We start from the raw sequence: 21685 nt of genomic DNA, 5'->3' as shown, positions 1-21685 counted from the left end.
CGGTACCGGCTTTGTTGTTTATATCTATATATTTGGTGAATTTAATGAAGCGTGTAGGTTTTGTCGGTTGGCGCGGAATGGTTGGTTCCGTGCTGATGCAGCGCATGATGGAAGAGCGGGATTTCGATCACATCGAAGAGCCGGTTTTTTTCACAACGTCCCAGGTAGGTCAGGCAGGTCCGGATATTGGTAAAACGATTCCGGCACTGAAAGATGCAACATCCATTGATGAGTTAAAACAGATGGATGCCATTATCTCCTGTCAGGGCGGCGACTACACGAAGCAGGTTTACGGTGCGCTGCGTGAAGCAGGCTGGAACGGATACTGGATCGATGCGGCATCATCTTTGCGTATGGATGATCAGGCAATTATTGTTCTGGATCCGGTGAATATGAATGTCATCAAAGATGGTCTGGCAAACGGTGTTAAAACCTATGTTGGTGGTAACTGTACAGTTTCTCTGATGTTGATGGGGCTAGGCGGCCTGTTTAACGCAGGTCACATTGAATGGATGACCTCCATGACCTATCAGGCAGCTTCGGGTGGCGGTGCACGCCATATGCGCGAGTTGATCTCTCAGATGGGCATTATTAAAGATTCAGTCGCAACTGATCTGGCAAACCCGGCTTCTGCAATTTTGGATATTGATCGCCAGGTAGCAGAGACCATTCGCAGTGATGCAATGCCTGTTGATAACTTTGGCGTGCCGCTGGCCGGATCCCTGATTCCTTGGATCGATACTAAGCTCGATAACGGTCAAAGCCGTGAAGAGTGGAAAGCGTTCGCAGAAACTAACAAAATCTTGGGCTTGGATAAAAGTCCGATCCCGATTGATGGTACTTGTGTTCGTATTGGTGCGATGCGATGCCACAGCCAGGCGTTCACGATTAAGCTGAAGCAAAATCTACCGATGGATGAGATTGAGTCCATGATAGCTGAAGCGAATGATTGGGTTAAAGTGATTCCAAATGAGCGTGACATCACGGCTCAAGAGCTTACTCCTGCCAAAGTGACAGGGACCCTTAGCATTCCAGTAGGACGTCTGCGTAAGATGAATCTGGGGGATGAGTTCCTTAATGCGTTCAGCGTAGGTGATCAGTTGTTGTGGGGGGCTGCGGAGCCTCTGCGCCGTATGCTGAGAATTTTGCTGGAAGACTGATCGTTAGGCATGACACACTTTACCAGCCCGACTATGTTCGGGCTGGTTTGTTTTTAGGGTAAGCATATGAGTCAAAGTATTAATGTTGCTGTCGTTGGTGCGACCGGAATGGTGGGCGAAGCAATTCTTGAAATTCTCGAGCAAAGAGAGTTTCCAATAGATAGTTTATTTTTGCTGGCGAGTGAAAATAGTGCGGGTAAGCATATCCAGTTCAATGATAAATCACACAAAGTTGAGCGGATTGAAGAGTTCGACTTTTCACAGGCTCAGGTTGCTTTTTTTACCGCAGGTTCAGCAGTTTCTGAGGAGTATGCTCAGCTAGCTGCAGATCAGGGCTGCGTGGTAATCGATAATACATCACATTTTCGGTACGACTATGATGTGCCCTTAGTGGTTCCGGAGGTTAATCCTGAGCGTATTGCGGAGTACCCTAATCGCGGGATTATTGCGAATCCAAACTGTTCAACGATTCAAATGTTATTAGCCGTTGCGCCAATTCATCGCCATGCTTCTGTAAAGCGGATCAATGTTGCAACCTATCAGGCAGTTTCCGGATCGGGGAAAAGCGGGGTGGAAGAGTTAGCAGGACAGACGGCTAAGCTTCTCAATGCCCAGACTCCGGAGAGTAAGGTGTATCCAAAACAGATCGCTTTTAATGTCTTACCGCAGATTGATGAAGTGCAGGATAACGGATATACCCGTGAAGAGATGAAGATGGTCTGGGAAACACAGAAAATTCTGGGGGATGAGTCGGTGAGTGTGAACCCCACTTGCGTACGTGTCCCGGTGTTCTTTGGTCATAGTGAGGCTGTTCACATTGAGTGTTGGGATCCTATTAGTGCGGAAGAGGTGAGAGAGCTATTGAATCACTCGCCCGGCGTGACGGTGATCGATAACTCAGAAGAGCTGTATGCGACCGCTGTAACAGATGCAGCAAAAAATGATGATGTGTTTGTAAGCCGTATTCGTGAAGATATTTCTTGCGAAAATGCTGTAAATTTATGGGTGGTTGCCGATAATGTTCGCAAGGGTGCCGCGCTAAATAGCGTACAAATAGCGGAAATATTGATCCAGCAGTATATTTAGGTCACTTATCTGCATGGAAATACAAACACCTGTTTGTATTTCCTTGACCCGTAAGCGGTTTATAAACAATACTGTGTGGAGATTTCGGAATCGCAACCCTCTGATTCCATAGAGTTTAGAGGGTAGGGGAACAAGGAAACTGATGATGTTGCGAAAACTCGCCGTCAGCCTTGCCGTGGCAGGGATTATAAGTGCCTCCAATGCCAATGCGCTTGGATTAGGTGAAATAAAAATTAACTCGGCATTAAATGAGCCATTGAATGCCGAGATCAAGCTTCTTCAGGTAAGAAAGCTCGGGCCACTCCAGATCCAGCCGCGAATGGCTGATATTGATGAGTTTGCTCTGGCCGGTTTGGAGAAGTCACGGTTACTCTCAGATGTTAGCTTCCACGTTAAGGTTAACCCGGATGGGTCGGGTGTAATCACGTTGAAGTCAGACAGGCCTGTCAAAGAGCCATTTCTTAACTTTTTAGTTGAGGTAAATTGGCCTAATGGGCGTTTGGTCAGGGAGTACACCTTACTGCTTGATCCTCCTGTTTTTGATCCGACGCCTGTAAGGAAAACGGTGCAGCCGTCTGCAGCAACCTCCCCGGGTAAGCCGGTTGCACAAGTCAGTTCCGCTCCTATTTCATCCAGTTCAAATCGCTCGTCAGCTGATTCTCAGAGTCAGGTTCGCGTCAAAAACAGAGATACACTTTGGGGTATCGCTATTAAGCATCGTCCCTCCAAAGATATTCCCGTTCAAAAAATGATGATAGCGCTTCAGAAAAAGAATCCTGACGCTTTTATCAATGGGAATATCAATGCGTTGCGTGCTGGTGTTATTTTGGACCTCCCTAGTTCGCGAGAACTTAATGAGCTAAGCAATCGAACTGCGAATCAAGAATATGTCCGTCAGACAACTGACTGGAAAAAGCAGCCGGAGAAAGCTCCGATTGAGGCTTCTAAAAAGAAGCCGGTAACAGGGCCGGCTCCAGAGCCCGCTCCAGTTGAGGATAAAGCGGCAGAACTGAAAATTGTCACCCCAAAAGAGACGTTAGAGCCTGAAGAAGGGGTGAAAACTGATCAGTCCGATGTGGATGAACAATCTGTTCCTGAACAAACAGAAGCTCCAGCTGTCGCAGTCGCAGATGATCCGGAAAAGAATGAGCTGCTTGAAAGAAATCAGGAGCTTGAGGATCGTTTAAATCAGTCGCTTGAAAATGTCGATAAGATTACCCGCGAAAATGCGGATCTGAATGACCGTCTAGATGGCATTCAGTATGAATTAGAAAAGCTTCGCGAGATGCTTGAGCTTAAAGATAAAGAGTTAGCTTCTTTACAGAATCAAGTTGAACAAGCGAAAGCAGCGCCTCCTCCACCTCCGCCTGAGAAAAGCATGATTGATAAGATCATGGATTCACCTGCAATTCTGGGTGGTGTAGGTGCAGGAGTTATCGCTTTATTAGGTGGTTTGCTGTTCTTTATGAGGCGGCGTAAAGACGATGATGAGAGCGGCGCTACTGAAGAAAATGCGCTGGTTCAAATGCCAGCGGATCTGGAAGATACATCGGTAAGCGAAGAACCGGAGGCGGCTGTAGAAGAAGAGGTTGCGTCGGTTGAAGAGGAGGCTGTGGAAGACGCGCAGGCTGCGGATTCCGATCTTGATGACCTTTCTGACTTGGACTTTGATGCAGATGCCGATGATCTTGAACTGGGTGATGAAGAGAGCCTGTTAGAGGAGGGTGATCTTAATCTGGATGATGATCTTGATCTCGATATGGACCTCGATCTTGAGGAGGATGCGTCGGGTGATGTACTTCAGACAGTTGATTCCAATGTAAGTGATGATCTCGATGACCTGCTTAACGATGATGAGTTTGATTTAGGCCTCGAGGATGATCTTGATGAGCCAGAGAGTGAAGTTGCAGAAGATCTAGACGATGCATTGGACTCTATTCTGGATGATGAAGCATCAGTAGAGTCTGAAGCCGAGGTAGAAGAGGAGCCTGATGCGCTCGATGACATTCTTGGCGAAATTGATGACGTGGAACCTGAATCCGCGTTGTCGGCAGCGCCCACAGAAGAGGCTCCAGCTGAAGAGGTGGATTTAGGCCTGGAAGATGATCTGGAATTTGATCTATCTGACAGTCCTTCAGATGAAGCTGCCTCTGCTGAACCAGAGGTTGCTGAAGACAGCGCTGACGATGATCTGGATTTCGTCGTGGATGAAATGCCTGATCTGGGTGCAGATGAAGAGACTGAAACCGTAACTGAAGAGCTGGATGAAAGCGGTCTGGATGATCTTTTGAACTCGGTAGATGAGATTGAAGATCTGTCTGATCTGTCTTCAGAAGAAGACGAGGCTGCTGAACAGGAAATTGCGGTAGAAGCTGATGCTGTCATAGAAGAGTTTGATGAGACTGATGCTTCTATCGAAGCGATGCTATCTTCTGATCCGGAACCAGAGGAGCAGGTCGTTACCGATATGCTCGACGAGCAGCTAGATGATCCTGCCGAAGTTGAATCAGATGAAGGGCTTGATGCGCTTTTGGCTGAAGTAGACGAAGAGCTCGATATGTCTATGGCGGATGACCTTGAGGCTGAGTTGAAGGAGCGTGAAGATCAATCCTCTGAGGAGAGTGCTTCTGTCAGTGAGCTTGATTCTATGCTGGATGAGATCGGCGTTGGTTTGGATGATGTTGATTTGAGTAGTTCATCTGATGAAGCTGATGTTGGTGAAGTCATGCTTGAGGATGATCTTGCTGTTACTGGCGAGGCAGACCTAGAAGCGGATTTAGAGTCTGATTTGGATTCAGAGCTTGATGCCCTCTTGGGTGGATCTGATGAAGGGATTGACCTTGAGGAAACTTCAACCGATGAAGAGGCGCTGTCAATGGGCGATGACTTCGATGAGCTGGCTGGATTGAATTTGCTGGAAGGCGCTGATGAGGTTGAAACCAAGCTAGATCTGGCGCGTGCATATATGGATATGGAAGATCTCGAAGGTGCGCAGGATATCCTTCAAGAGATCGTAGCCGAGGGTAATGAGCAGCAGCAGAAGGAGGCTCAAGCTCTGCTTCAGTCCATGAAAGATAAGTAATATGTCAGTAAACAGTCATACTGAACCGTCAGGTTCACAACAAGGGGCGATTTCTATCGCCCCTTATCGTTACGCTTTGTGTGTTGAATATTCAGGTGCTAACTACCGCGGGTGGCAGATCCAAAGAGAAGGAGATGTGCCTAGTATCCAGGCGGAGGTCGAGCGTGCACTCTCCAAAATTGCCAATGCACCTGTTTCTGTTGTTTGTGCTGGCAGGACGGATGCGCGTGTTAACGCCACTTACCAGATTATTCACTTTGATAGTCCTGTTCAGAGAGATGAACGTGCATGGGTGCTGGGGACGAATACGAACCTGCCGGATGATATTGCGATCCAGTGGGCGCAGCCCGTTTCACAAGAGTTTCATGCCAGATTTTCCGCATTGGAGCGTCGTTATCGCTATCTGATATATAGCAATCCGGTGAAGCCTGCCATTATGCCGAGAGGTATTACGTGGACTTATAAAACGCTTGATCTCGATAAGATGCAGCAGGCAGCAAACTTCCTAATAGGTGAGCATGATTTTACCTCCTATCGGGCCGTTGGTTGTCAGGCTCATAGTCCGGTACGAACAGTTAAACAGTTGGATGTTTACCGTTCCGGCAGGTTAATCGTATTGGATGTCAGAGCGAATGCTTTTTTGCATCATATGATCCGCAACTTCGCGGGCGTTTTAATGACGATTGGTTGTGGAGAGGCTGAACCGGTTTGGGCGAAGCAGGTACTTGATGCAAAAGATCGTCGTCAGGGTGGCGTCACTGCGCCGCCGTATGGGCTTTATTTTGTCGATGCTCTGTATCCCGATGAGTTTACGTTGCCTAAATCGCAAATTGGTCCTTATTTCCTCTCATAGTTAACTGACTTAATGACCATCAATCTGCTACTATTTGCAGCTTGATGTTTTTCCATGTGAAATTGAATCTGTGAGCAGAGCACGCGTAAAAATTTGTGGTATTACTCGCCTTGAGGATGCCCTTGTGGCCGTTGATGCAGGGGTGGATGCGCTGGGCTTCGTTTTCTATGCTCCAAGCCCTCGTGCGGTCGATATTAAGCAGGCTTGTGACATTATTAGCCAGCTACCCTGTTTTGTGACAACGACAGCTCTTTTTGTTAATGCAGAAAGAGAGTTGATTGATCGGGTTATAGCAGATACTCGTATTGATCTATTGCAGTTTCATGGTGATGAACCAGAGCAGTTCTGCCAAAGTTTCAGCAGACCCTATATCAAAGCGATTCGGATGAAGCCCGGAATTGAGCTGATTGATGAGGTTGAAAAATATTCATCAGCGCAGGCTATCCTTTTGGACGCATACAGGGCCGGAGTGCCAGGGGGGACGGGTGAGATATTTGATTGGGATCGTATACCCAGTCAGCACCCTGTACCTTTAGTCTTGGCTGGTGGGTTGAACTGCAACAATATTGCTGAAGCTGTACGGACAGTTTCCCCGTATGCCGTGGATGTTAGCGGGGGAGTTGAGTTAACTAAAGGCATAAAAGATCCAGATAAAATTAAAATGTTTATAGATGAGGTAACCCGTGCCAACTAATATCGATCTTAAAGCACTTTCTCAGTTGCCCGATAGTAAAGGTCATTTTGGCCCTTACGGTGGTCGTTTCGTATCAGAAACTCTGATGGCTGCGCTTCAGCAGTTGGAAGAAACTTACGAGAAATTGTGGCGAGATCCAGCGTTTCAGGAAGAGTTTGATACTGATCTGGCACACTACGTAGGGCGTCCATCGCCCTTGTATCATGCGAAGCATCTGTCTGAAAAGGTAGGTGGGGCACAGATCTATCTGAAGCGTGAAGATCTGAATCATACGGGTGCACACAAGGTTAATAATACGATTGGTCAGGCGTTACTGGCTAAATATACCGGTAAGCCAAGAGTGATTGCAGAAACCGGGGCAGGGCAGCATGGTGTTGCAACTGCAACTGTCGCAGCACGGTTAGGGCTTGAGTGTCAGGTATATATGGGCGCCGAAGATGTTCAGAGACAGGCGCTGAATGTTTATCGAATGAAGCTGTTAGGTGCTGAGGTAATCTCAGTCGAATCCGGCACGCGCACGCTGAAAGATGCGATGAATGAAGCGATGCGTGACTGGGTCACTAATGTCGATGATACCTTCTACATTATCGGTACCGCAGCGGGTCCACACCCATATCCTAAACTGGTACGTGATTTTCAGTGTGTAATCGGCCGAGAAGCTCGTAATCAGTGTTTATCTCAAACAGGACGTTTGCCTGATGCATTGGTCGCATGCGTAGGCGGTGGTTCCAATGCGATAGGACTATTCCATCCATTTATCGAGGATGCCGAAGTTAAGATGTATGGTGTTGAGGCGGGTGGTTACGGAGTTGAAACGGGCCAGCATGCCGCACCACTCTCTGCAGGACATCCAGGTGTTCTACATGGTAACCGTACCTACTTAATGTCTGATGATGCGGGCCAGATCATAGGTACGCACTCTGTTTCGGCTGGCTTGGATTACCCTGGTGTCGGTCCTGAGCATGCATATCTGAAAGATACAGGTCGTGCTACATATGTTGACGCAACAGATGATGAGGCGATGGATGCTTTCCGTGCGCTTACACGCATTGAGGGCATCATGCCTGCAATTGAGTCAAGCCATGCAGTAGCATATGCAATGAAATTGGCTAAAGAGATGGATCAGGATCAGATTATAGTAGTGAACCTGTCTGGTCGAGGTGATAAAGATATTCATACGGTCGCACAGATCGATGGCATCAATATCTGATTTGTGCGAGGAAAGGAAAAATGAGTCGTATTTCTACAAGCTTTGATAAGCTTAAAGCGGAAGGGCGCAAAGCGCTTATTCCATATGTAACTGCTGGAGATCCAGCACCTGAAGTCACTGTTAAACTGTTGCATGCTATGGTCGCTGCGGGTGCTGATGTTATCGAGTTGGGAGTGCCTTTCTCAGATCCGATGGCTGATGGACCGGTTATCCAGTTGGCATGTGAGCGCGCTTTAACTCACAATACTTGTTTGTTGGATGTATTGGCGATGGTTGCGGAATTCCGGCAGGATGACGCGGATACGCCAATTGTCCTCATGGGCTACCTCAATCCAATAGAAGTTCTGGGTTACCAGCGCTTTGCAGAAGAGGCTGAAAAAGCGGGTGTTGATGGTGTGCTGATTGTAGATCTGCCACCTGAAGAGTCGACTGAGTTTAATCAACAGATGCGAAAGCATGCTATTGATACAATCTATCTCATTGCACCTACGACTGAAGAGTCTCGAGTGAAGTATGTTTGTGATCATGGCAGTGGCTATCTCTACTATGTATCAGTAAAAGGGGTAACCGGTTCTGCGTCACTTGACGTAGCATCTGTGTCTGAAAAACTTTCGATCGTACGCAAGTATACTAATCTGCCTCTGGGTGTAGGTTTTGGTATCAAAGATGCTGAATCTGCAGCGGCGGTCTCGCAGGTTGCAGATGGGGTTATTGTTGGTAGTGTATTAGTTAATAAAATTGCTGAACTTGTGAAAGATCAGGGTCGAATCCCTGAAGATGTATCGGCAATTATCAAAGACATGCGTAACGCAATGGACAGCTGATAAGGTTTTATAAAATGAGTAACTGGCTGGAAAAAATTGTTCCCTCTCTAGTGCGTTCAGAGAAAAAACGCTCAAATATCCCTGAAGGGCTTTGGAAGAAATGCCCTAAATGTGAGTCTGTTCTCTATCGGCCTGAGCTGGAAAAGAACCTTAATGTCTGCCCTAAGTGTGATCATCATATGCGCCTGCATGCGCGTAAACGCTTAGAACTCTTCCTGGATGAGAATAATCGTCAGGAGCTGGCAGTCGATGTTGAGCCGATTGATCGTCTCAAGTTCAAGGATTCTAAAAAGTATAAAGATCGCTTGAGTGCGGCTCAGAAGAGCACTGGCGAAAAAGATGCTTTAATTGCTATGCGCGGTGAACTGGAAGGCATGCCAGTGGTAGCGGTAGCTTTTGAATTTAGTTTTATGGGCGGCTCTATGGGTGCTGTGGTAGGTGAGCGTTTTGTACGCGCTGCGAATATCGCCCTGGAGGAAAATATTCCGTTCATCTGTTTCTCCGCTTCTGGTGGGGCACGTATGCAGGAAGCTTTGTTTTCGCTTTTCCAGATGGCGAAAACCAGTGCAATTCTAGAAAAGCTTCGCTTGCAGGGGACACCTTATATCTCTGTATTAACTGATCCGGTTTATGGTGGTGTTTCCGCTTCTTTAGCAATGCTGGGTGATCTTAATGTTGCTGAGCCAAAAGCATTGATGGGCTTTGCCGGGCCTCGAGTCATTGAGCAGACCGTACGTGAAAAACTGCCTGAAGGTTTTCAGCGTAGTGAATTCCTGCTTGAGCATGGCCAGGTCGATATGATCATTAATCGTGGTGAGATGAGATCTCGTTTGTCACGGATTCTGCGCAAACTGACCCATGCAAGCCCTATCCCTGTCGTTGAGACCGTGGTAGATGAGGTGAATCCGGATGCGGAAACACCTCCAGCACCAGAATCTGAATAATTCTTCAGATCAATCTGATGGCCGACGTGAAAACGCCGGCCTTTTTCATTTCTGGTTAGGTTGTTAACACTAAGTTATGAGTTCAATGGTGAAAAAGTTTAATCTCTCTGAGTGGTTATCATGGATGGAGCAGTGCCACCCTTCGGAAATAGAGTTAGGCTTAGCCCGAGTCAGCGAAGTTGCTGAGAAACTGGCTATTGATCTTTCACAATCGACTGTTGTTACCGTTGGTGGCACCAATGGGAAAGGTTCTACAGTCAGCTACTTGAATCGTATCTATCAACATGCCGGGTATTCGGTGGGTTGTTATACCTCTCCCCACTTTCTGTACTACAACGAAAGGGTGCGTTTAGACAGCAGGAATGTGACTGATGCGCTTTTGTGCGATGCCTTTGAGAGGATTGATCAGGCCAGAGGAGAGATCCCTCTGACCTATTTCGAATTCGGAACCTTAGCCGCACTGCTGATCTTTTCTGATCAAAAGCCTGACTTGGTTCTTCTCGAGGTTGGTTTAGGTGGGCGCCTTGATGCCGTCAACATCATTGATGCTGATATTTCAGTCGTAACAACTGTAGCGATCGATCATATTGATTGGCTAGGAGATGATCGTGATCAGATAGGTTTTGAGAAAGCGGGGATCTACCGCCCGGATCGGCCTGCTGTTTGTGGGGATCTATCGCCTCCACCATCGATCGCTCGGTATGCTGCTGAAATTGGGGCAAAACTTTATCAGGCCGGAACAGAGTTTAGTTACTCTGCAGAAGGTGAATTATGGTGCTGGAAAGGCGAGACGGTTAATGGCAATGATAGGCAGCTTAATCAATTGTCTAAGCCAAGTCTCCCTTTACAAAATGCAGCAACCGCTTTACAGGTATCAGAACTGATCCCGCTTGAGGTAACAGAGAGCGATCTACGCTATGGCATTCAGTTTGCTGAGTTAACCGGCAGGATGCAGCATATAGAAAAAACAGGTGTTCATTATTGGCTTGATGTTGCTCACAATCCTGAAGCAGCTGAATTGCTGAAAGAACAGATTTTAGGAATGCCTGGGAATGTTACTCTGATTTTGGGCATGTTGGCGGATAAAGATTGTCAGCAAGTGATAGAGATCCTTGAGCCGGTTGTCACGTCTGTTTGTCTGGTTAGCCTTGATGTACCGAGAGGCCAGAAGGCTGAAGAACTTAGCAAGCTGTTTTCAGACAAAACTGAGGCACGGCTTTTTAGTTCTGTAACGGAGGCGATAGGTCAGATTCAGCTAGATACTGATAGTCACGAGAATGTTATTATCGCAGGATCGTTTTTCACCGTTAGTCATGCGCTCACAGAATTGGGAAGGGATCAGTAGATGCAGGATAAGGTTAAACACCGTCTGATAGGCTTGGCTGTCATACTGGTATCTGCAGCCATTATCTTCCCCGCGCTCTTTGATGGTGCTGGATATAAAGAGCGTCATCTTCAATCTGAAATACCTGAGGGGCCTGATCGCCCTGAAATAGTACGCATTGCCCCAAAAAATAAGCCATTACCTGACACGTCGGAGCCCGCTGAGCCTATGTCGCCCGTCGAATTGCCCAAGAGACCGGAAGTGGTTGAGCGCATCGTCTCCAAACAAGTGAAGGATCATCAGGTTGAGATAGAGATCCACAAAGATCAGCCGGTACTTGATCAGCAGGGAGTCCCTGTTGCCTGGACTCTACAACTGGCAAGCTTTAAAGATGAGACCAACGCAAAAAGCCTGCGTAAGCAGTTGATATCCGAAGGTCATAAAGTATTTACGCGAAAACAGGGCGATCTGGTTAAGGTGTATGTAGGCCCGGAATTCCAGAAAAGCAGGTTGGAATCGCTTAAATCTAAGTTGAAAAAAGAGTTTGGGCTGAACGGAATTATTGTTCGATTCACAACACAGTAAATCTGTCGTTTAGTGGTGCTGTAATCTCTGTTAAAATGCGCGCAATTTTTCATGAGCAGTAGAAATGAACTGGGCTGACTGGACAATCTTAACTATTATCGCTGTATCCAGCCTCTTCAGCCTGAAGAGGGGATTTGTCAGAGAGGCTTTGTCGCTGGTTACTTGGGTTTCCGCCTTTATCGTAGCCCGTTTGTTCTCTCAGTCATTGGCCGTGCTGTTGGAGTCCTATATTGAGACCCCCTCAGTACGTTTGGTTGCTGCTTTTGCTATTCTCTTTATAGCAACGTTAATTGTTGGCGTATTGGTCAACAAACTGGTAGGGGCTTTAGTTGATGCAACCGGCCTCTCTGCGACAGACCGGATACTGGGTATCGGGTTTGGCGCTGCACGCGGTGGTTTGATTATCGTTGCCATAGTTGCACTTATTGGAATGAGCCCAGCGGTGAATGATCGCTGGTTTCAGGAGTCACAGTTGATTCCACATTTTGTACTGATGGAAGCATGGACTAAGGATGTTGCGGGAGAAGTTGGCCGTCTCATCTGGAATGCGGGACGCTAAAGTCTTTTATATTAGTTTGCACTTTGAGGTGAGTTTTAATGTGCGGCATTGTTGGCATCGTAGCCAAATCTTATGTAAACCAGACAATTTTTGACGCGTTAACTGTTCTGCAGCATCGTGGTCAGGACGCAGCTGGTATGGTGACCTGTGAAGGGAATAAATTCTTCCTGCGTAAAGATAATGGTCTGGTAAACGAAGTTTTCCGTACCCGTCACATGAAACGCCTGGTAGGTAATGTGGGGATCGGTCATGTGCGTTACCCGACAGCAGGAAGCTCCAGCTCTGCTGAAGCGCAGCCGTTTTATGTAAACTCCCCTTACGGTATTGCACTGGCTCATAATGGAAACTTGACCAACGCTGAAGAGTTGGCTGAGAAGATGTTCCGTGCTGATTTACGCCATATCAACACCACTTCTGATTCGGAAGTGCTGCTGAATGTCGTTGCCCATGAGCTTCAGCGTCAGGGTAAGTTGCAGCCACAAGCGGAAGACATGTTCGAGGCAGTTCGACGTGTTCATGAGCGTTGCAAAGGCGGTTACGCGGCGGTTGCAATGATTACTGGATATGGCATGTTGGCATTCCGTGACCCTAACGGTATTCGCCCACTTACCTATGGCAAGCGTGAAACTAAAAACGGCACCGAGTATATGGTCGCGTCGGAAAGTGTCGCCTTGGATATCTCTGGATTTGAGCGTGTACGAGATATTGAGCCGGGTGAAGCGATCTATATCGATATGGATGGTAATGTATCTACTCAGCAGTGTGCGGAAAACACTCAGTTAGCGCCTTGCTTGTTCGAGTATGTTTATCTGGCTCGGCCTGATTCCATCATCGATGATGTACATGTACACAATTCACGTATGCGTATGGGTAAAAAGCTTGCAGAGAAAGTACTGCGTGAGCGCCCAGATCATGATATCGACGTGATTATCCCAATTCCGGATACCAGCCGTACTTCTGCAATGGAGATGGCTAAAGACTTAGGTGTGATGTTCCGCGAAGGTTTCATCAAAAACCGCTATATCGGTCGTACCTTTATCATGCCGGGACAGACCCAGCGTAAAAAGTCTGTTCGTCGTAAACTTAATCCGATCGGAATGGAGTTCAAAGACAAGGTGGTTATGCTGGTCGATGATTCCATCGTACGTGGTACCACTTCCAGTCAGATAGTTGAGATGGCCCGCGATGTGGGTGCCAAGAAAGTCTACTTCGCATCTGCAGCACCTGCGGTTAAATACCCTAATGTTTACGGTATTGATATGCCGGCGGCAGAGGAGCTGATTGCTCACGGCCGCACAGATGATGAAGTCGGTGAAGAGATCGGCTGTGACTGGATGGTTTATCAGGATCTTGATGATCTCAAAGCATCTGTAACCGAAGGCAATGAAAATATTACTGCATTTGATACCTGTGTATTTGATGGCCAATATGTCGCTGGAGATGTGGATGCATCCTACCTTGAGCGCCTGAAGCAAGCTCGAAACGATGCTGCGAAAGGAAAAAAAGGTAATGAAGTGGTCAGTAATGAATCGTCCAATCTGTGTAGTGAGATAGATTAAGGAGCCTCTGGCTGATGTCCATATCCGATTATGAACGTGCTGAGCGGATTCAGTTTGACCCCGAGGGGTATGATCTGGCAACTCTGGCGGTGCGTTCTGGTCAACATCGCTCCCTGGAAGGTGAGCACAGTGACCCTATCTATCCGACTTCCAGTTTTGTTTTTTCAAGCGCACGAGAAGCGGCTGCCCGTTTTGGTGGTGAAGAGCAGGGGAATATCTACTCTCGTTTCACCAATCCTACGGTGCAGTTTTTTGAAGAACGCATTGCAGCACTTGAAGGTGGTGAGCGTGCGGTCGCTACTGCTTCAGGTATGGCTGCCATTCTAAGCACCTGTCTGTCACTGATGCAGAACGGTGATCATGTCGTCTGCTCACGTAGTGTGTTTGGCTCTACGGTATCACTATTTGATAAGTATCTTACGCGTACCGGGATTAAAGTAACCTATGTTGATCCGACTGACCTGCAGAGTTGGGAGCAGGCGATAGAGCCGGAAACTAAAATGCTGTTTCTGGAAACGCCCTCAAACCCACTATCAGAGCTGACGGATGTTGCTGCAGTCGCAGATATTGCTCACAAGCATGATGCACTGCTGGTGGTTGATAACTGTTTCTGTACACCGATGTTGCAGCAGCCTCTGAAGCAGGGGGCTGATATCATCATCCATTCCGCTACGAAATACTTAGATGGCCAGGGGCGATGCGTTGGTGGGGTTGTTGTAGGAAACGACTTGCATATGGAAGAGGTATTCGGATTTATCCGCACAGGTGGAGCTTGTCTGAGTCCTTTCAATGCCTGGGTCTTCCTGAAAGGCCTGGAAACGTTAAAGCTGCGAATGGATGCTCACTGCAATAATGCGATGGCGATGGCTGAATGGCTAGAGCAGCAGGATGGCATTGAGCGAGTTTTTTATTCAGGTCTGATCAGCCATCCACAGCATGAACTGGCGAAAAAACAGCAAGATGGTTTTGGTGGTGTGCTCTCATTCGAAGTCAAAGGTGGGCAGGACGCTGCATGGCGCTTTATCGATGCAACGCAAATGGTCTCCATTACTGGTAACTTAGGTGATGTTAAGACAACCATCACGCATCCTGCGACAACAACCCATGGTCGTATGACCCCGGAAGACAGGGCTGCTGCGGGCATCAAAGATAACTTAATCCGTCTATCTGTCGGAATTGAGTCTATTGAAGATATAAAAGCCGATATGCTGCTAGGTTTAGCGGCGATCTGATCGCTTTTAAACCCTTTCAAAGCCCGCATCTGCGGGCTTTTTCGTTTAATCTGGAAAGAATTCCATCTCAGTATGATATTCTGCCCCCAAGGGGCTCAGGCGACTACTTTTTAGTTGGAAATTTTCTGCGGTAAATCTGTTTGAGAATCCGAGTCCTCTCTCCTCGATCGCTTTCATCAAAATAGGATTGATGTTTTTGCAACGGCCGATGGTTATATGAGGGGTGAATTTTCTGCGCTCGGTGATAATCCCTTGCTGGTGAAGGTGGTATTTAATACTGGATTGCAGCTGCATGAGGGCTTGGCTTCTCGCTACTCCCAGCCAGATAATCCCTGAGCGGAAGTGCCCGATCCCCGAGAGCTGTAACTCAAAAGGTCTAAATGTAACTTCCTCCATCGCAGATGTAATCTTATCCATCGCATCCGCCTGAACTTCACCGATAAACTGCAAAGTAAGGTGTAGCTGCTCGGTGGGAGTCCATCGTACCTCAGTATGCTCGCTGAGATAGAGATCGCTGATCCTCTCCTGTGTTGAGGGTGGAAGATCGATCGCCAGAAATAATCGCATATATTTGCTTACCCTATGATTCTTAGCATGAAGCTTGTTTATAATACGATTCCTTCATAACCATAGCTGAAAGAACTCCCCGATTGTGAAAATAATTCTGGCTCCAATGGAAGGTGTAGTCGACTACACCATGCGCGATCTGCTGACGCAAGTGGGTGGTATTGATCACTGTGTGACTGAGTTTCTGCGTGTCAGTGATCGAGTTATGCCGGCTAAGGTATTTCGTCGGCTTTGTCCTGAGCTACTTAACGGTGGGAAAACGGCTGCAGGTGTCCCTGTCATACTACAGTTGCTTGGAAATGATCCGGCTGTGTTAGCCGGTAATGCTCGCAAAGGAGCTAAACTCGGTGCACCGGGTATCGACCTTAATTTTGGTTGTCCCGCTAAAACTGTCAATAAAAGCAAAGGTGGTGCGGTTCTTCTGGATACGCCTGAGCTGATTCATGAAATCGTCAAGGCGGTCAGACAGGCCGTGCCCTCTGAGGTTCCTGTGTCGGCAAAGATGCGACTGGGAAATAAAGATAAAGCATTAGCCCTTGAAAATGCCGATGCTATTGCAACTGCTGGTGCGGATAGTCTCGCGGTACACGCAAGAACTAAGCTTGAAGGCTACCGTCCACCAGCGCACTGGGAGTGGATCGCACGCATCCGTGAGAGTGTATCGATTCCGGTCGTTGCCAATGGAGAGGTATGGAGTTGGGATGATTATCTGCGTTGCCGAAACGTGAGTGGATGTCGAGATGTGATGATCGGTCGGGGATTAATTGCAAAACCGGATCTGGCACTGCAGATAAAACAACGTCAAACTGATGGGGCAGTCTCCCCATATGTATGGGAGCATGTTAATCAACTGGTACAAAACTACCTCTATCGTATTGAACAGGATATTGCGCCCAAATACGTTCATGGTCGTCTTAAGCAGTGGTTACACCACCTGAAACGAGAATATCAGGAAGCTGAACAGCTATTTGAGCAAGTTAAAACGCTGCGAAAACCTGATGAACTCAAAGCGATACTGGGCTATCAGTAATTTCTACGATTCATATCGCCTCAGCGGTTAATTGCTCTCTCTATGTCTATTATTCAGTTAGGACATTTAAAGAGTACTTATCATGCTTGTCAGACCTGCGGCTGTCTCCGGCCTTTTCTATCCATCAGACCCTGTTGAGCTAACTGCTCAGTTGGATCAGTTGATGGGGGGAGGGGGAGCCAAGTTAAACTACGCACCTACCGCGCTTATCGTTCCTCATGCGGGTTATATCTATTCAGGTGAGATTGCGGGTCAGGCTTATGAGTTGTTGAAGCAGAGAGATCTGTACCAACAGATATTGCTGATAGGTCCTCCACACCGGATTGCAGTACAGGGTATGGTTGTGCCGTCAGTTACATATTTTGCAACCCCATTGGGTCATTACCCGCTGGAGTCAGCGTTGCTAAGTGAGCTGGTGAGTGAGGGGTGGGTAAGCTTCGATGACTCAGCTCATGAGCTGGAACACTCACTGGAGGTTCAAATACCCTTTCTGCAACGGCTGGGGTTTAGTGCCCCGTTAATTCCTGTCATTGTTGGCGCTAGAGATCCTCGCAGGGTCGCGTCACTGATTGATCATGTTGTTAGCATAAGGCCAACCCTCATACTGATTAGTAGTGATCTGAGCCATTTCCATGATGCTAAAACCGCTGAGCAGCTCGATGCTCAAACAACTCAAAAGATAGTTACCAGAGATTACTCTATAAAACCTGAAGAAGCGTGTGGCTCCCCAGGTATCAATGGCTTGCTGTATTGGTTGCAGAGCAGGGGTAAGTCGATAGAGCTGATCGCTCAGTGTAATTCAGGGGATATTCCAGCCGGTGATAGAGGGCGGGTAGTAGGGTATGGTGCATATGTCGTTTACTAGATCTCAATCGGAACTTTTGATTAAGCTGGCTCGAGAAGCAATTGCAGCAAAATTTGAGAATGTATCCTCTCCCCCAGAGCCTCTTGATTCTAACTGGCTGACAGAACGAAAAGCCTGTTTTGTCACGCTGATGTTGAATCAGCAACTCCGAGGCTGTATTGGGAGCCTGAATGCCATCCGCTCTTTGTGGCAGGAGGTCTGGAATAATGCTCAGGCTGCTGCATTTAGCGATCCGCGATTTCCACCGTTGGAGAAACCTGAGTTGGATCATCTCCTGATTGAGATATCAGTGTTAACGCAGCCTAAGCAGATCAGTGTTGAATCAGAGACCGAATTGTTACAGCGCCTTCGCCCCGGCAGAGATGGTTTGGTGATTGAAGAGGGGGACCGTCGAGCGACCTTTTTACCTTCCGTGTGGGTTCAGCTGCCCGAGCCGGAGAGGTTTCTTGCGCAGCTGAAGCGAAAGGCGGGATTGTCTGAAGATTACTGGAGTGACCAGATAAGTTGTTCACTCTATCAGGTTGATAAAATCAGCGAGCAGAACAGAGCGAGTTAGTGCATCTTTTCATTGGAGAATAAGATGAGATACAGAACAATCAATGCCAGAGCGGGACTGCACGATCATCATTATGGCTGGTTTTTTATGCTGATAGTATGGCGGTGTCATCTGTTATTCATAAAAGTCTTATATAACGTTCGGCGTAATCAATGCGCTCATGTTGATGTTAAGGCAGCAGATTGGTGCACCGGAGTAACTTATCTCCTTCACTTATTAAAGGCTGTCTCTCAATGGCGAGTGGTAGCAAAATGAACCTCTACGATCTGTCAGGCTCTGGACGAGATGCGGAAAGGTTTGACCAGCTGCTCTCTCAGGAGGGAGTCAGGATTGAGCGCATCGTCTCTAATGGTCAATCGACCCCTGAAGGGGAGTGGTATGATCAGGATTGGGATGAGTGGGTGATTGTCATCTCAGGTCGTGCGTCTATACGTTATGAGGGGAAAGATGAGCTCTGTTTACTCAAAGCCGGTGACAGTCTGTTTCTACCTGCCCACTGCAGACATCGGGTGGAGTGGACAGACTCGGAGCAGCCTACAATCTGGCTCGCTGTTCATATCAACGCACCCCGGTCAGAGAACACAGGTGGCTTAGATGAGTAGTCAGATCGAACTTGTGTGTGGTGACATTACACAGTTGGATGTCGATGCGATAGTTAATGCTGCCAATAATAGCTTGTTGGGAGGCGGCGGCGTTGATGGCGCTATTCATGCAGCAGCCGGACCGCAACTACTTGATGAGTGTCGTTCACTAGGGGGATGTGAAACCGGTGAGGCAAAGCTCACCCGGGGATATCGCCTTAAAGCTCCCTGGATCATCCATACCGTAGGGCCTGTCTGGTATGGTGGTGATGATCAGGAGGCTGAAATGTTAGAACAGTGTTACAGGTCAGTATTTGGACAGGCTGTAGCAGCTCAGCTGAACTCGGTCGCCTTTCCTGCAATCAGTTGTGGTGTGTATGGGTATCCGGCGAAGGAAGCGATTGCTATTGCGGTCGGTACCGTGCTGAAGCTGCTTAAAACGTATCCGCAAATTGATAAGGTCATTTTTTGCTCCTTTAGTCAGGAGATGCACCGTTTATACCAAGAAGAACTCAAGCTACACAGGTAGTGTGCTTACAAAAAAGGAGGCACGCAGCCTCCTTTTTTATTAAATCGATACTTAACCCTCAATTGTTATCTGTCGGGGTTTCATCGCTTCCGGGATTTCGTGGATCAGGTCTACATGAAGTAAGCCGTTTTCCATCGATGCCTTCACAACCTTGACGTGGTCGGCCAGCTGAAATCTGCGTTCGAAATTGCGTGCAGCAATACCCTGATACAGATAGTGGCGGTTTTCAGGCTGCTCTTTTTTCTGGCCGGTAATAGTCAGAGAACCGCTTTCGCTTTGGATATTGAGTTCATCATTTTCAAACCCTGCAACTGCCATTGTGATTCGGTAGTTATTCTCGCCGAGTAGCTCGATGTTATAAGGCGGAAATGCAGGTTGGTTATCATTACGGTTGGCGTTGTCCAGCATGTTAGCTAAACGGTCGAAGCCAATGGCTGAGCGGTAAAGTGGAGTCAGATCAAATTCACGCATAGGTATATCCTCATCAAGCAATATATCAATTAAGGAGCCCCTCATATTGAGCGGGCGCTTCAACAAGCCTCTCCTGAGCGCTTGTTACCTAGATAGATAATGTCGCTTGATGAGAATTCAAGCGTAGCTAATAAAAATTATTCGTCCGGTCCTACTTTGAATCGATCAACATCGTTTGTTATCTCAACATCGACCTTCGGAGAGGGAATGCGATAATCATGTACGCGCTCCCAACCTTCGCTTTCAGGTGCGCGCTCCCAGACAGTCCCCGCGTTATATGTTACGAGTTCAGTCATAGAGGGATCCAACTGGCACATTTTCTCAACGGGGACAGGGAGTAGGTTAGAAAGCTCATCTTCCAGAAACTCTTCAGTTTCGTATCCGGTGAACATTCTCCAGCCAGTATCGTTTAGGTGTTCAGGTACTGTTTTATACATGAATCGGATAGGCAGCTTTTCGTCAAAGCATAGCTTTGAAACGAGGGCCAGAAAGCCATTTTTGGTCTGATTAGTTTCTGACTCTGGGGTAGTAGGTGTGTCAACGTCTACAGATTTCATGATCACTCTTAAGCCATTATTTGAATGCACTCTATTTTAAACTGTAGCGGGGAGTCAGGCTACTCAGCAAAAGGAGAAGAGATGAAACAGAGATAATAAATCTGTCTTCAGACTCGGCCAGTCGTGATAGAATGCGGCGTTTTAAAGATACCTTCAGGAATTATTGATGGCCAAAGGTAAGAAATACGATTTTCAGGTAATCGCTGAGGGCGAAACCTGGTCAGCTGAAATTTTGCGACAGGCGAGTGCGCGAAAGGTTGTTGTTTCAAAACGCCAGGATGGTTTTGCCTCCGAAGATGAAGCTAAGGCGTGGGCAAAAGCTGAGCTAAAGCAGTTTATGGAGCAGCAGATAGAGCGTAATAAACGCAAAGCAGAGAAACGTGAGCAGCGGGCAGAAAGTGAACTCCCTACTGATGATGATCTCTGAGTGACTCTTAAGTGATAAAAAAGACGGAGGCTGTGACGCCTCCGTTTTCGTTTGTGCCAAGGGGGAGATACATTGGCTATTGCTCGTTAATAAAGCCTCAGGGTGAGCCAGACGAACCCGATTGCACAAGACCATGATGTAAAACTGATCGGGTATACCTCAGTAATTTATACCGCGTATTCGCAGCTTGCTTAATTAAATACTTTTTTCAGAAGATCTGTCGTTCGCGCCGCCGGGTTTTCGCGAATTCTTTTTTCCTCAGCAGCCAGCATGGTGAACAGACCATTCAGTGCCTCTTCGGTAACATAGCTGTCGAGGTCTACATTGACCTTATCTCCGACAAACGGTATATCTTTAGCTTCCCCCGCCAGTTCACTGTAGTAGCGGGTTGCACCTACTTCGCCAAGTGACTCTTTGACGCTGGGTTGGAATAAGGCGCGGAGCTGATCGGAGGTTTTAGATTTAAAATACTCCGTGGCTGAATCATCAGCACCTTCGTAGATCTTTTTTGCATCTTCAAATGTCATCTCTTTGACAGCATTGACGATCAGGTCAGTTGCTTGCGGGGCGGCTTTTTCTGCAGCACGGTTCATGCTCTCTTCAAACTGATCAACCTGTTGCTCAAGGCCATATTTTCTGAGTAGTGAGGCGACGTCATCAATTCCATCAGGGAGCGGGATACGGATCTGTTGATTATCGAGATAGCCCCCCGGCTGGCTGATCTCAGAAATAGCACGCTTACTCCCTACCTCGAGCGCTTCTTTTAAACCATCGATCAGTGTTTGTGTATCCAGCGATGTTGTGCTGGTGGTTGAGCTACCAACTGCAGTACCGATCACCTGCTTTTGGAGTTCTTCATCCTGTACCGCTTCTTTTAACTTATCGGCCCACCCTGCATGAAGTGGGGCGGCGGCGATCATCGAAGCTATGGTTACAGCAATAAAATAGGAATGTTTCATGGTGTCAATTTCCATATTCGTGTTTGTTTCA

General features: G+C 47.5%; 23 protein-coding genes. 19 read left to right on the top strand and 4 right to left on the bottom strand.

The features are described 5' to 3' along the window. Positions 1 to 44 precede the first annotated feature (44 nt). From asd to Q0882_RS01335, 13 genes are all read left to right on the top strand, one after another. Positions 45 to 1160, top strand: a complete 1116-nt coding sequence (asd, locus tag Q0882_RS01395; RefSeq protein ID WP_299176989.1) for an aspartate-semialdehyde dehydrogenase — start codon at positions 45 to 47, stop codon at positions 1158 to 1160. Between the two features lie 66 nt (positions 1161 to 1226). After that, on the top strand, positions 1227 to 2246 hold the full coding sequence (locus tag Q0882_RS01390) for an aspartate-semialdehyde dehydrogenase (protein WP_299176986.1): 1020 nt from the start codon (positions 1227 to 1229) through the stop codon (positions 2244 to 2246). Positions 2247 to 2388: 142 nt separating this feature from the next. Next, positions 2389 to 5328: a FimV/HubP family polar landmark protein gene (locus Q0882_RS01385; protein WP_299176983.1), complete on the top strand. Its 2940-nt coding sequence runs from the start codon at positions 2389 to 2391 to the stop codon at positions 5326 to 5328. Position 5329: 1 nt separating this feature from the next. Continuing rightward, the gene (gene truA, locus Q0882_RS01380) at positions 5330 to 6181 is read left to right on the top strand and encodes a tRNA pseudouridine(38-40) synthase TruA (protein ID WP_299176980.1); all 852 of its coding nucleotides are present in this window, start codon (positions 5330 to 5332) and stop codon (positions 6179 to 6181) included. A gap of 70 nt (positions 6182 to 6251) precedes the next feature. After that, positions 6252 to 6875, top strand: coding sequence for a phosphoribosylanthranilate isomerase (locus Q0882_RS01375; protein ID WP_299176978.1), 624 nt, complete (start codon positions 6252 to 6254; stop codon positions 6873 to 6875). Beyond that, positions 6865 to 8085 carry a tryptophan synthase subunit beta gene (gene trpB, locus Q0882_RS01370; RefSeq protein ID WP_299176975.1) on the top strand — a complete coding sequence of 407 codons (1221 nt, stop codon included), beginning with the start codon at positions 6865 to 6867 and terminating at the stop codon, positions 8083 to 8085. The genes Q0882_RS01375 and trpB overlap by 11 nt, the downstream gene beginning before the upstream one ends. Before the next feature lie 20 nt (positions 8086 to 8105). Continuing rightward, complete coding sequence (trpA, locus tag Q0882_RS01365) at positions 8106 to 8909, top strand: tryptophan synthase subunit alpha (RefSeq protein ID WP_299176971.1); 804 nt, start codon at positions 8106 to 8108, stop codon at positions 8907 to 8909. Positions 8910 to 8923: 14 nt separating this feature from the next. Further along, the gene (gene accD, locus Q0882_RS01360) at positions 8924 to 9853 is read left to right on the top strand and encodes an acetyl-CoA carboxylase, carboxyltransferase subunit beta (RefSeq protein ID WP_299176968.1); all 930 of its coding nucleotides are present in this window, start codon (positions 8924 to 8926) and stop codon (positions 9851 to 9853) included. 76 nt (positions 9854 to 9929) lie between these two features. Next, positions 9930 to 11198 (top strand): bifunctional tetrahydrofolate synthase/dihydrofolate synthase, encoded by a 1269-nt coding sequence (gene folC, locus Q0882_RS01355; protein WP_299176965.1) that lies wholly within the window; start codon positions 9930 to 9932, stop codon positions 11196 to 11198. Beyond that, the gene (locus Q0882_RS01350) at positions 11199 to 11762 is read left to right on the top strand and encodes an SPOR domain-containing protein (protein ID WP_299176962.1); all 564 of its coding nucleotides are present in this window, start codon (positions 11199 to 11201) and stop codon (positions 11760 to 11762) included. It begins immediately after the preceding gene. Positions 11763 to 11826: 64 nt separating this feature from the next. Beyond that, the gene (locus tag Q0882_RS01345) at positions 11827 to 12321 is read left to right on the top strand and encodes a CvpA family protein (protein ID WP_299176959.1); all 495 of its coding nucleotides are present in this window, start codon (positions 11827 to 11829) and stop codon (positions 12319 to 12321) included. 38 nt (positions 12322 to 12359) lie between these two features. Continuing rightward, entirely contained in the window at positions 12360 to 13880 is a 1521-nt protein-coding gene (gene purF / locus Q0882_RS01340) for an amidophosphoribosyltransferase (protein WP_299176956.1), read from the top strand. Positions 13881 to 13894: 14 nt separating this feature from the next. Further along, positions 13895 to 15112: an O-succinylhomoserine sulfhydrylase gene (locus Q0882_RS01335; protein ID WP_299176953.1), complete on the top strand. Its 1218-nt coding sequence runs from the start codon at positions 13895 to 13897 to the stop codon at positions 15110 to 15112. Between the two features lie 45 nt (positions 15113 to 15157). On the opposite strand, the gene thpR is transcribed toward Q0882_RS01335, so the two are convergent. Then, complete coding sequence (thpR, locus tag Q0882_RS01330; RefSeq protein WP_299176950.1) at positions 15158 to 15679, bottom strand: RNA 2',3'-cyclic phosphodiesterase; 522 nt, start codon at positions 15677 to 15679, stop codon at positions 15158 to 15160. A gap of 85 nt (positions 15680 to 15764) precedes the next feature. On the opposite strand from thpR, the gene Q0882_RS01325 reads away from it, so the two are divergent. From Q0882_RS01325 to Q0882_RS01305, 5 genes are all read left to right on the top strand, one after another. After that, on the top strand, positions 15765 to 16709 hold the full coding sequence (locus Q0882_RS01325; protein WP_299176947.1) for a tRNA-dihydrouridine synthase: 945 nt from the start codon (positions 15765 to 15767) through the stop codon (positions 16707 to 16709). An 82-nt stretch (positions 16710 to 16791) separates the two neighbouring features. Beyond that, the gene (amrB, locus tag Q0882_RS01320; RefSeq protein ID WP_299176944.1) at positions 16792 to 17574 is read left to right on the top strand and encodes an AmmeMemoRadiSam system protein B; all 783 of its coding nucleotides are present in this window, start codon (positions 16792 to 16794) and stop codon (positions 17572 to 17574) included. Then, entirely contained in the window at positions 17561 to 18130 is a 570-nt protein-coding gene (gene amrA, locus Q0882_RS01315; RefSeq protein WP_299176941.1) for an AmmeMemoRadiSam system protein A, read from the top strand. The genes amrB and amrA overlap by 14 nt, the downstream gene beginning before the upstream one ends. Positions 18131 to 18381: 251 nt before the next feature. Further along, positions 18382 to 18732, top strand: a complete 351-nt coding sequence (locus tag Q0882_RS01310; RefSeq protein ID WP_299176938.1) for a cupin domain-containing protein — start codon at positions 18382 to 18384, stop codon at positions 18730 to 18732. Beyond that, complete coding sequence (locus Q0882_RS01305) at positions 18725 to 19240, top strand: O-acetyl-ADP-ribose deacetylase (RefSeq protein WP_299176935.1); 516 nt, start codon at positions 18725 to 18727, stop codon at positions 19238 to 19240. The genes Q0882_RS01310 and Q0882_RS01305 overlap by 8 nt, the downstream gene beginning before the upstream one ends. A 51-nt stretch (positions 19241 to 19291) precedes the next feature. Here the strand turns inward: Q0882_RS01305 and Q0882_RS01300 are convergent, their stop codons facing one another. Both Q0882_RS01300 and Q0882_RS01295 read right to left on the bottom strand, forming a co-directional pair. Beyond that, a complete protein-coding gene (locus Q0882_RS01300) occupies positions 19292 to 19711 on the bottom strand; it encodes an Hsp20 family protein (protein ID WP_299176932.1) in 420 nt (139 codons plus the stop codon). A gap of 137 nt (positions 19712 to 19848) precedes the next feature. Beyond that, positions 19849 to 20268 carry a DUF2185 domain-containing protein gene (locus Q0882_RS01295; RefSeq protein WP_299176929.1) on the bottom strand — a complete coding sequence of 140 codons (420 nt, stop codon included), beginning with the start codon at positions 20266 to 20268 and terminating at the stop codon, positions 19849 to 19851. Positions 20269 to 20434: 166 nt separating this feature from the next. On the opposite strand from Q0882_RS01295, the gene Q0882_RS01290 reads away from it, so the two are divergent. Next, the gene (locus Q0882_RS01290) at positions 20435 to 20695 is read left to right on the top strand and encodes a DUF3622 domain-containing protein (RefSeq protein WP_299176927.1); all 261 of its coding nucleotides are present in this window, start codon (positions 20435 to 20437) and stop codon (positions 20693 to 20695) included. A gap of 191 nt (positions 20696 to 20886) precedes the next feature. Here Q0882_RS01290 and Q0882_RS01285 read toward each other — a convergent pair whose 3' ends face one another. Further along, positions 20887 to 21654: a DUF4197 domain-containing protein gene (locus tag Q0882_RS01285; protein ID WP_299176925.1), complete on the bottom strand. Its 768-nt coding sequence runs from the start codon at positions 21652 to 21654 to the stop codon at positions 20887 to 20889. Between the last annotated feature and the right edge of the window lie 31 nt (positions 21655 to 21685).

The organism is uncultured Neptuniibacter sp., from assembly GCF_947498015.1.
Classification (GTDB): Bacteria; Pseudomonadota; Gammaproteobacteria; order Pseudomonadales; family Balneatricaceae; genus Neptuniibacter.
Note: the sequence above shows the minus strand (reverse complement) of the source record. Positions and strands in the feature narration are given on the sequence as shown.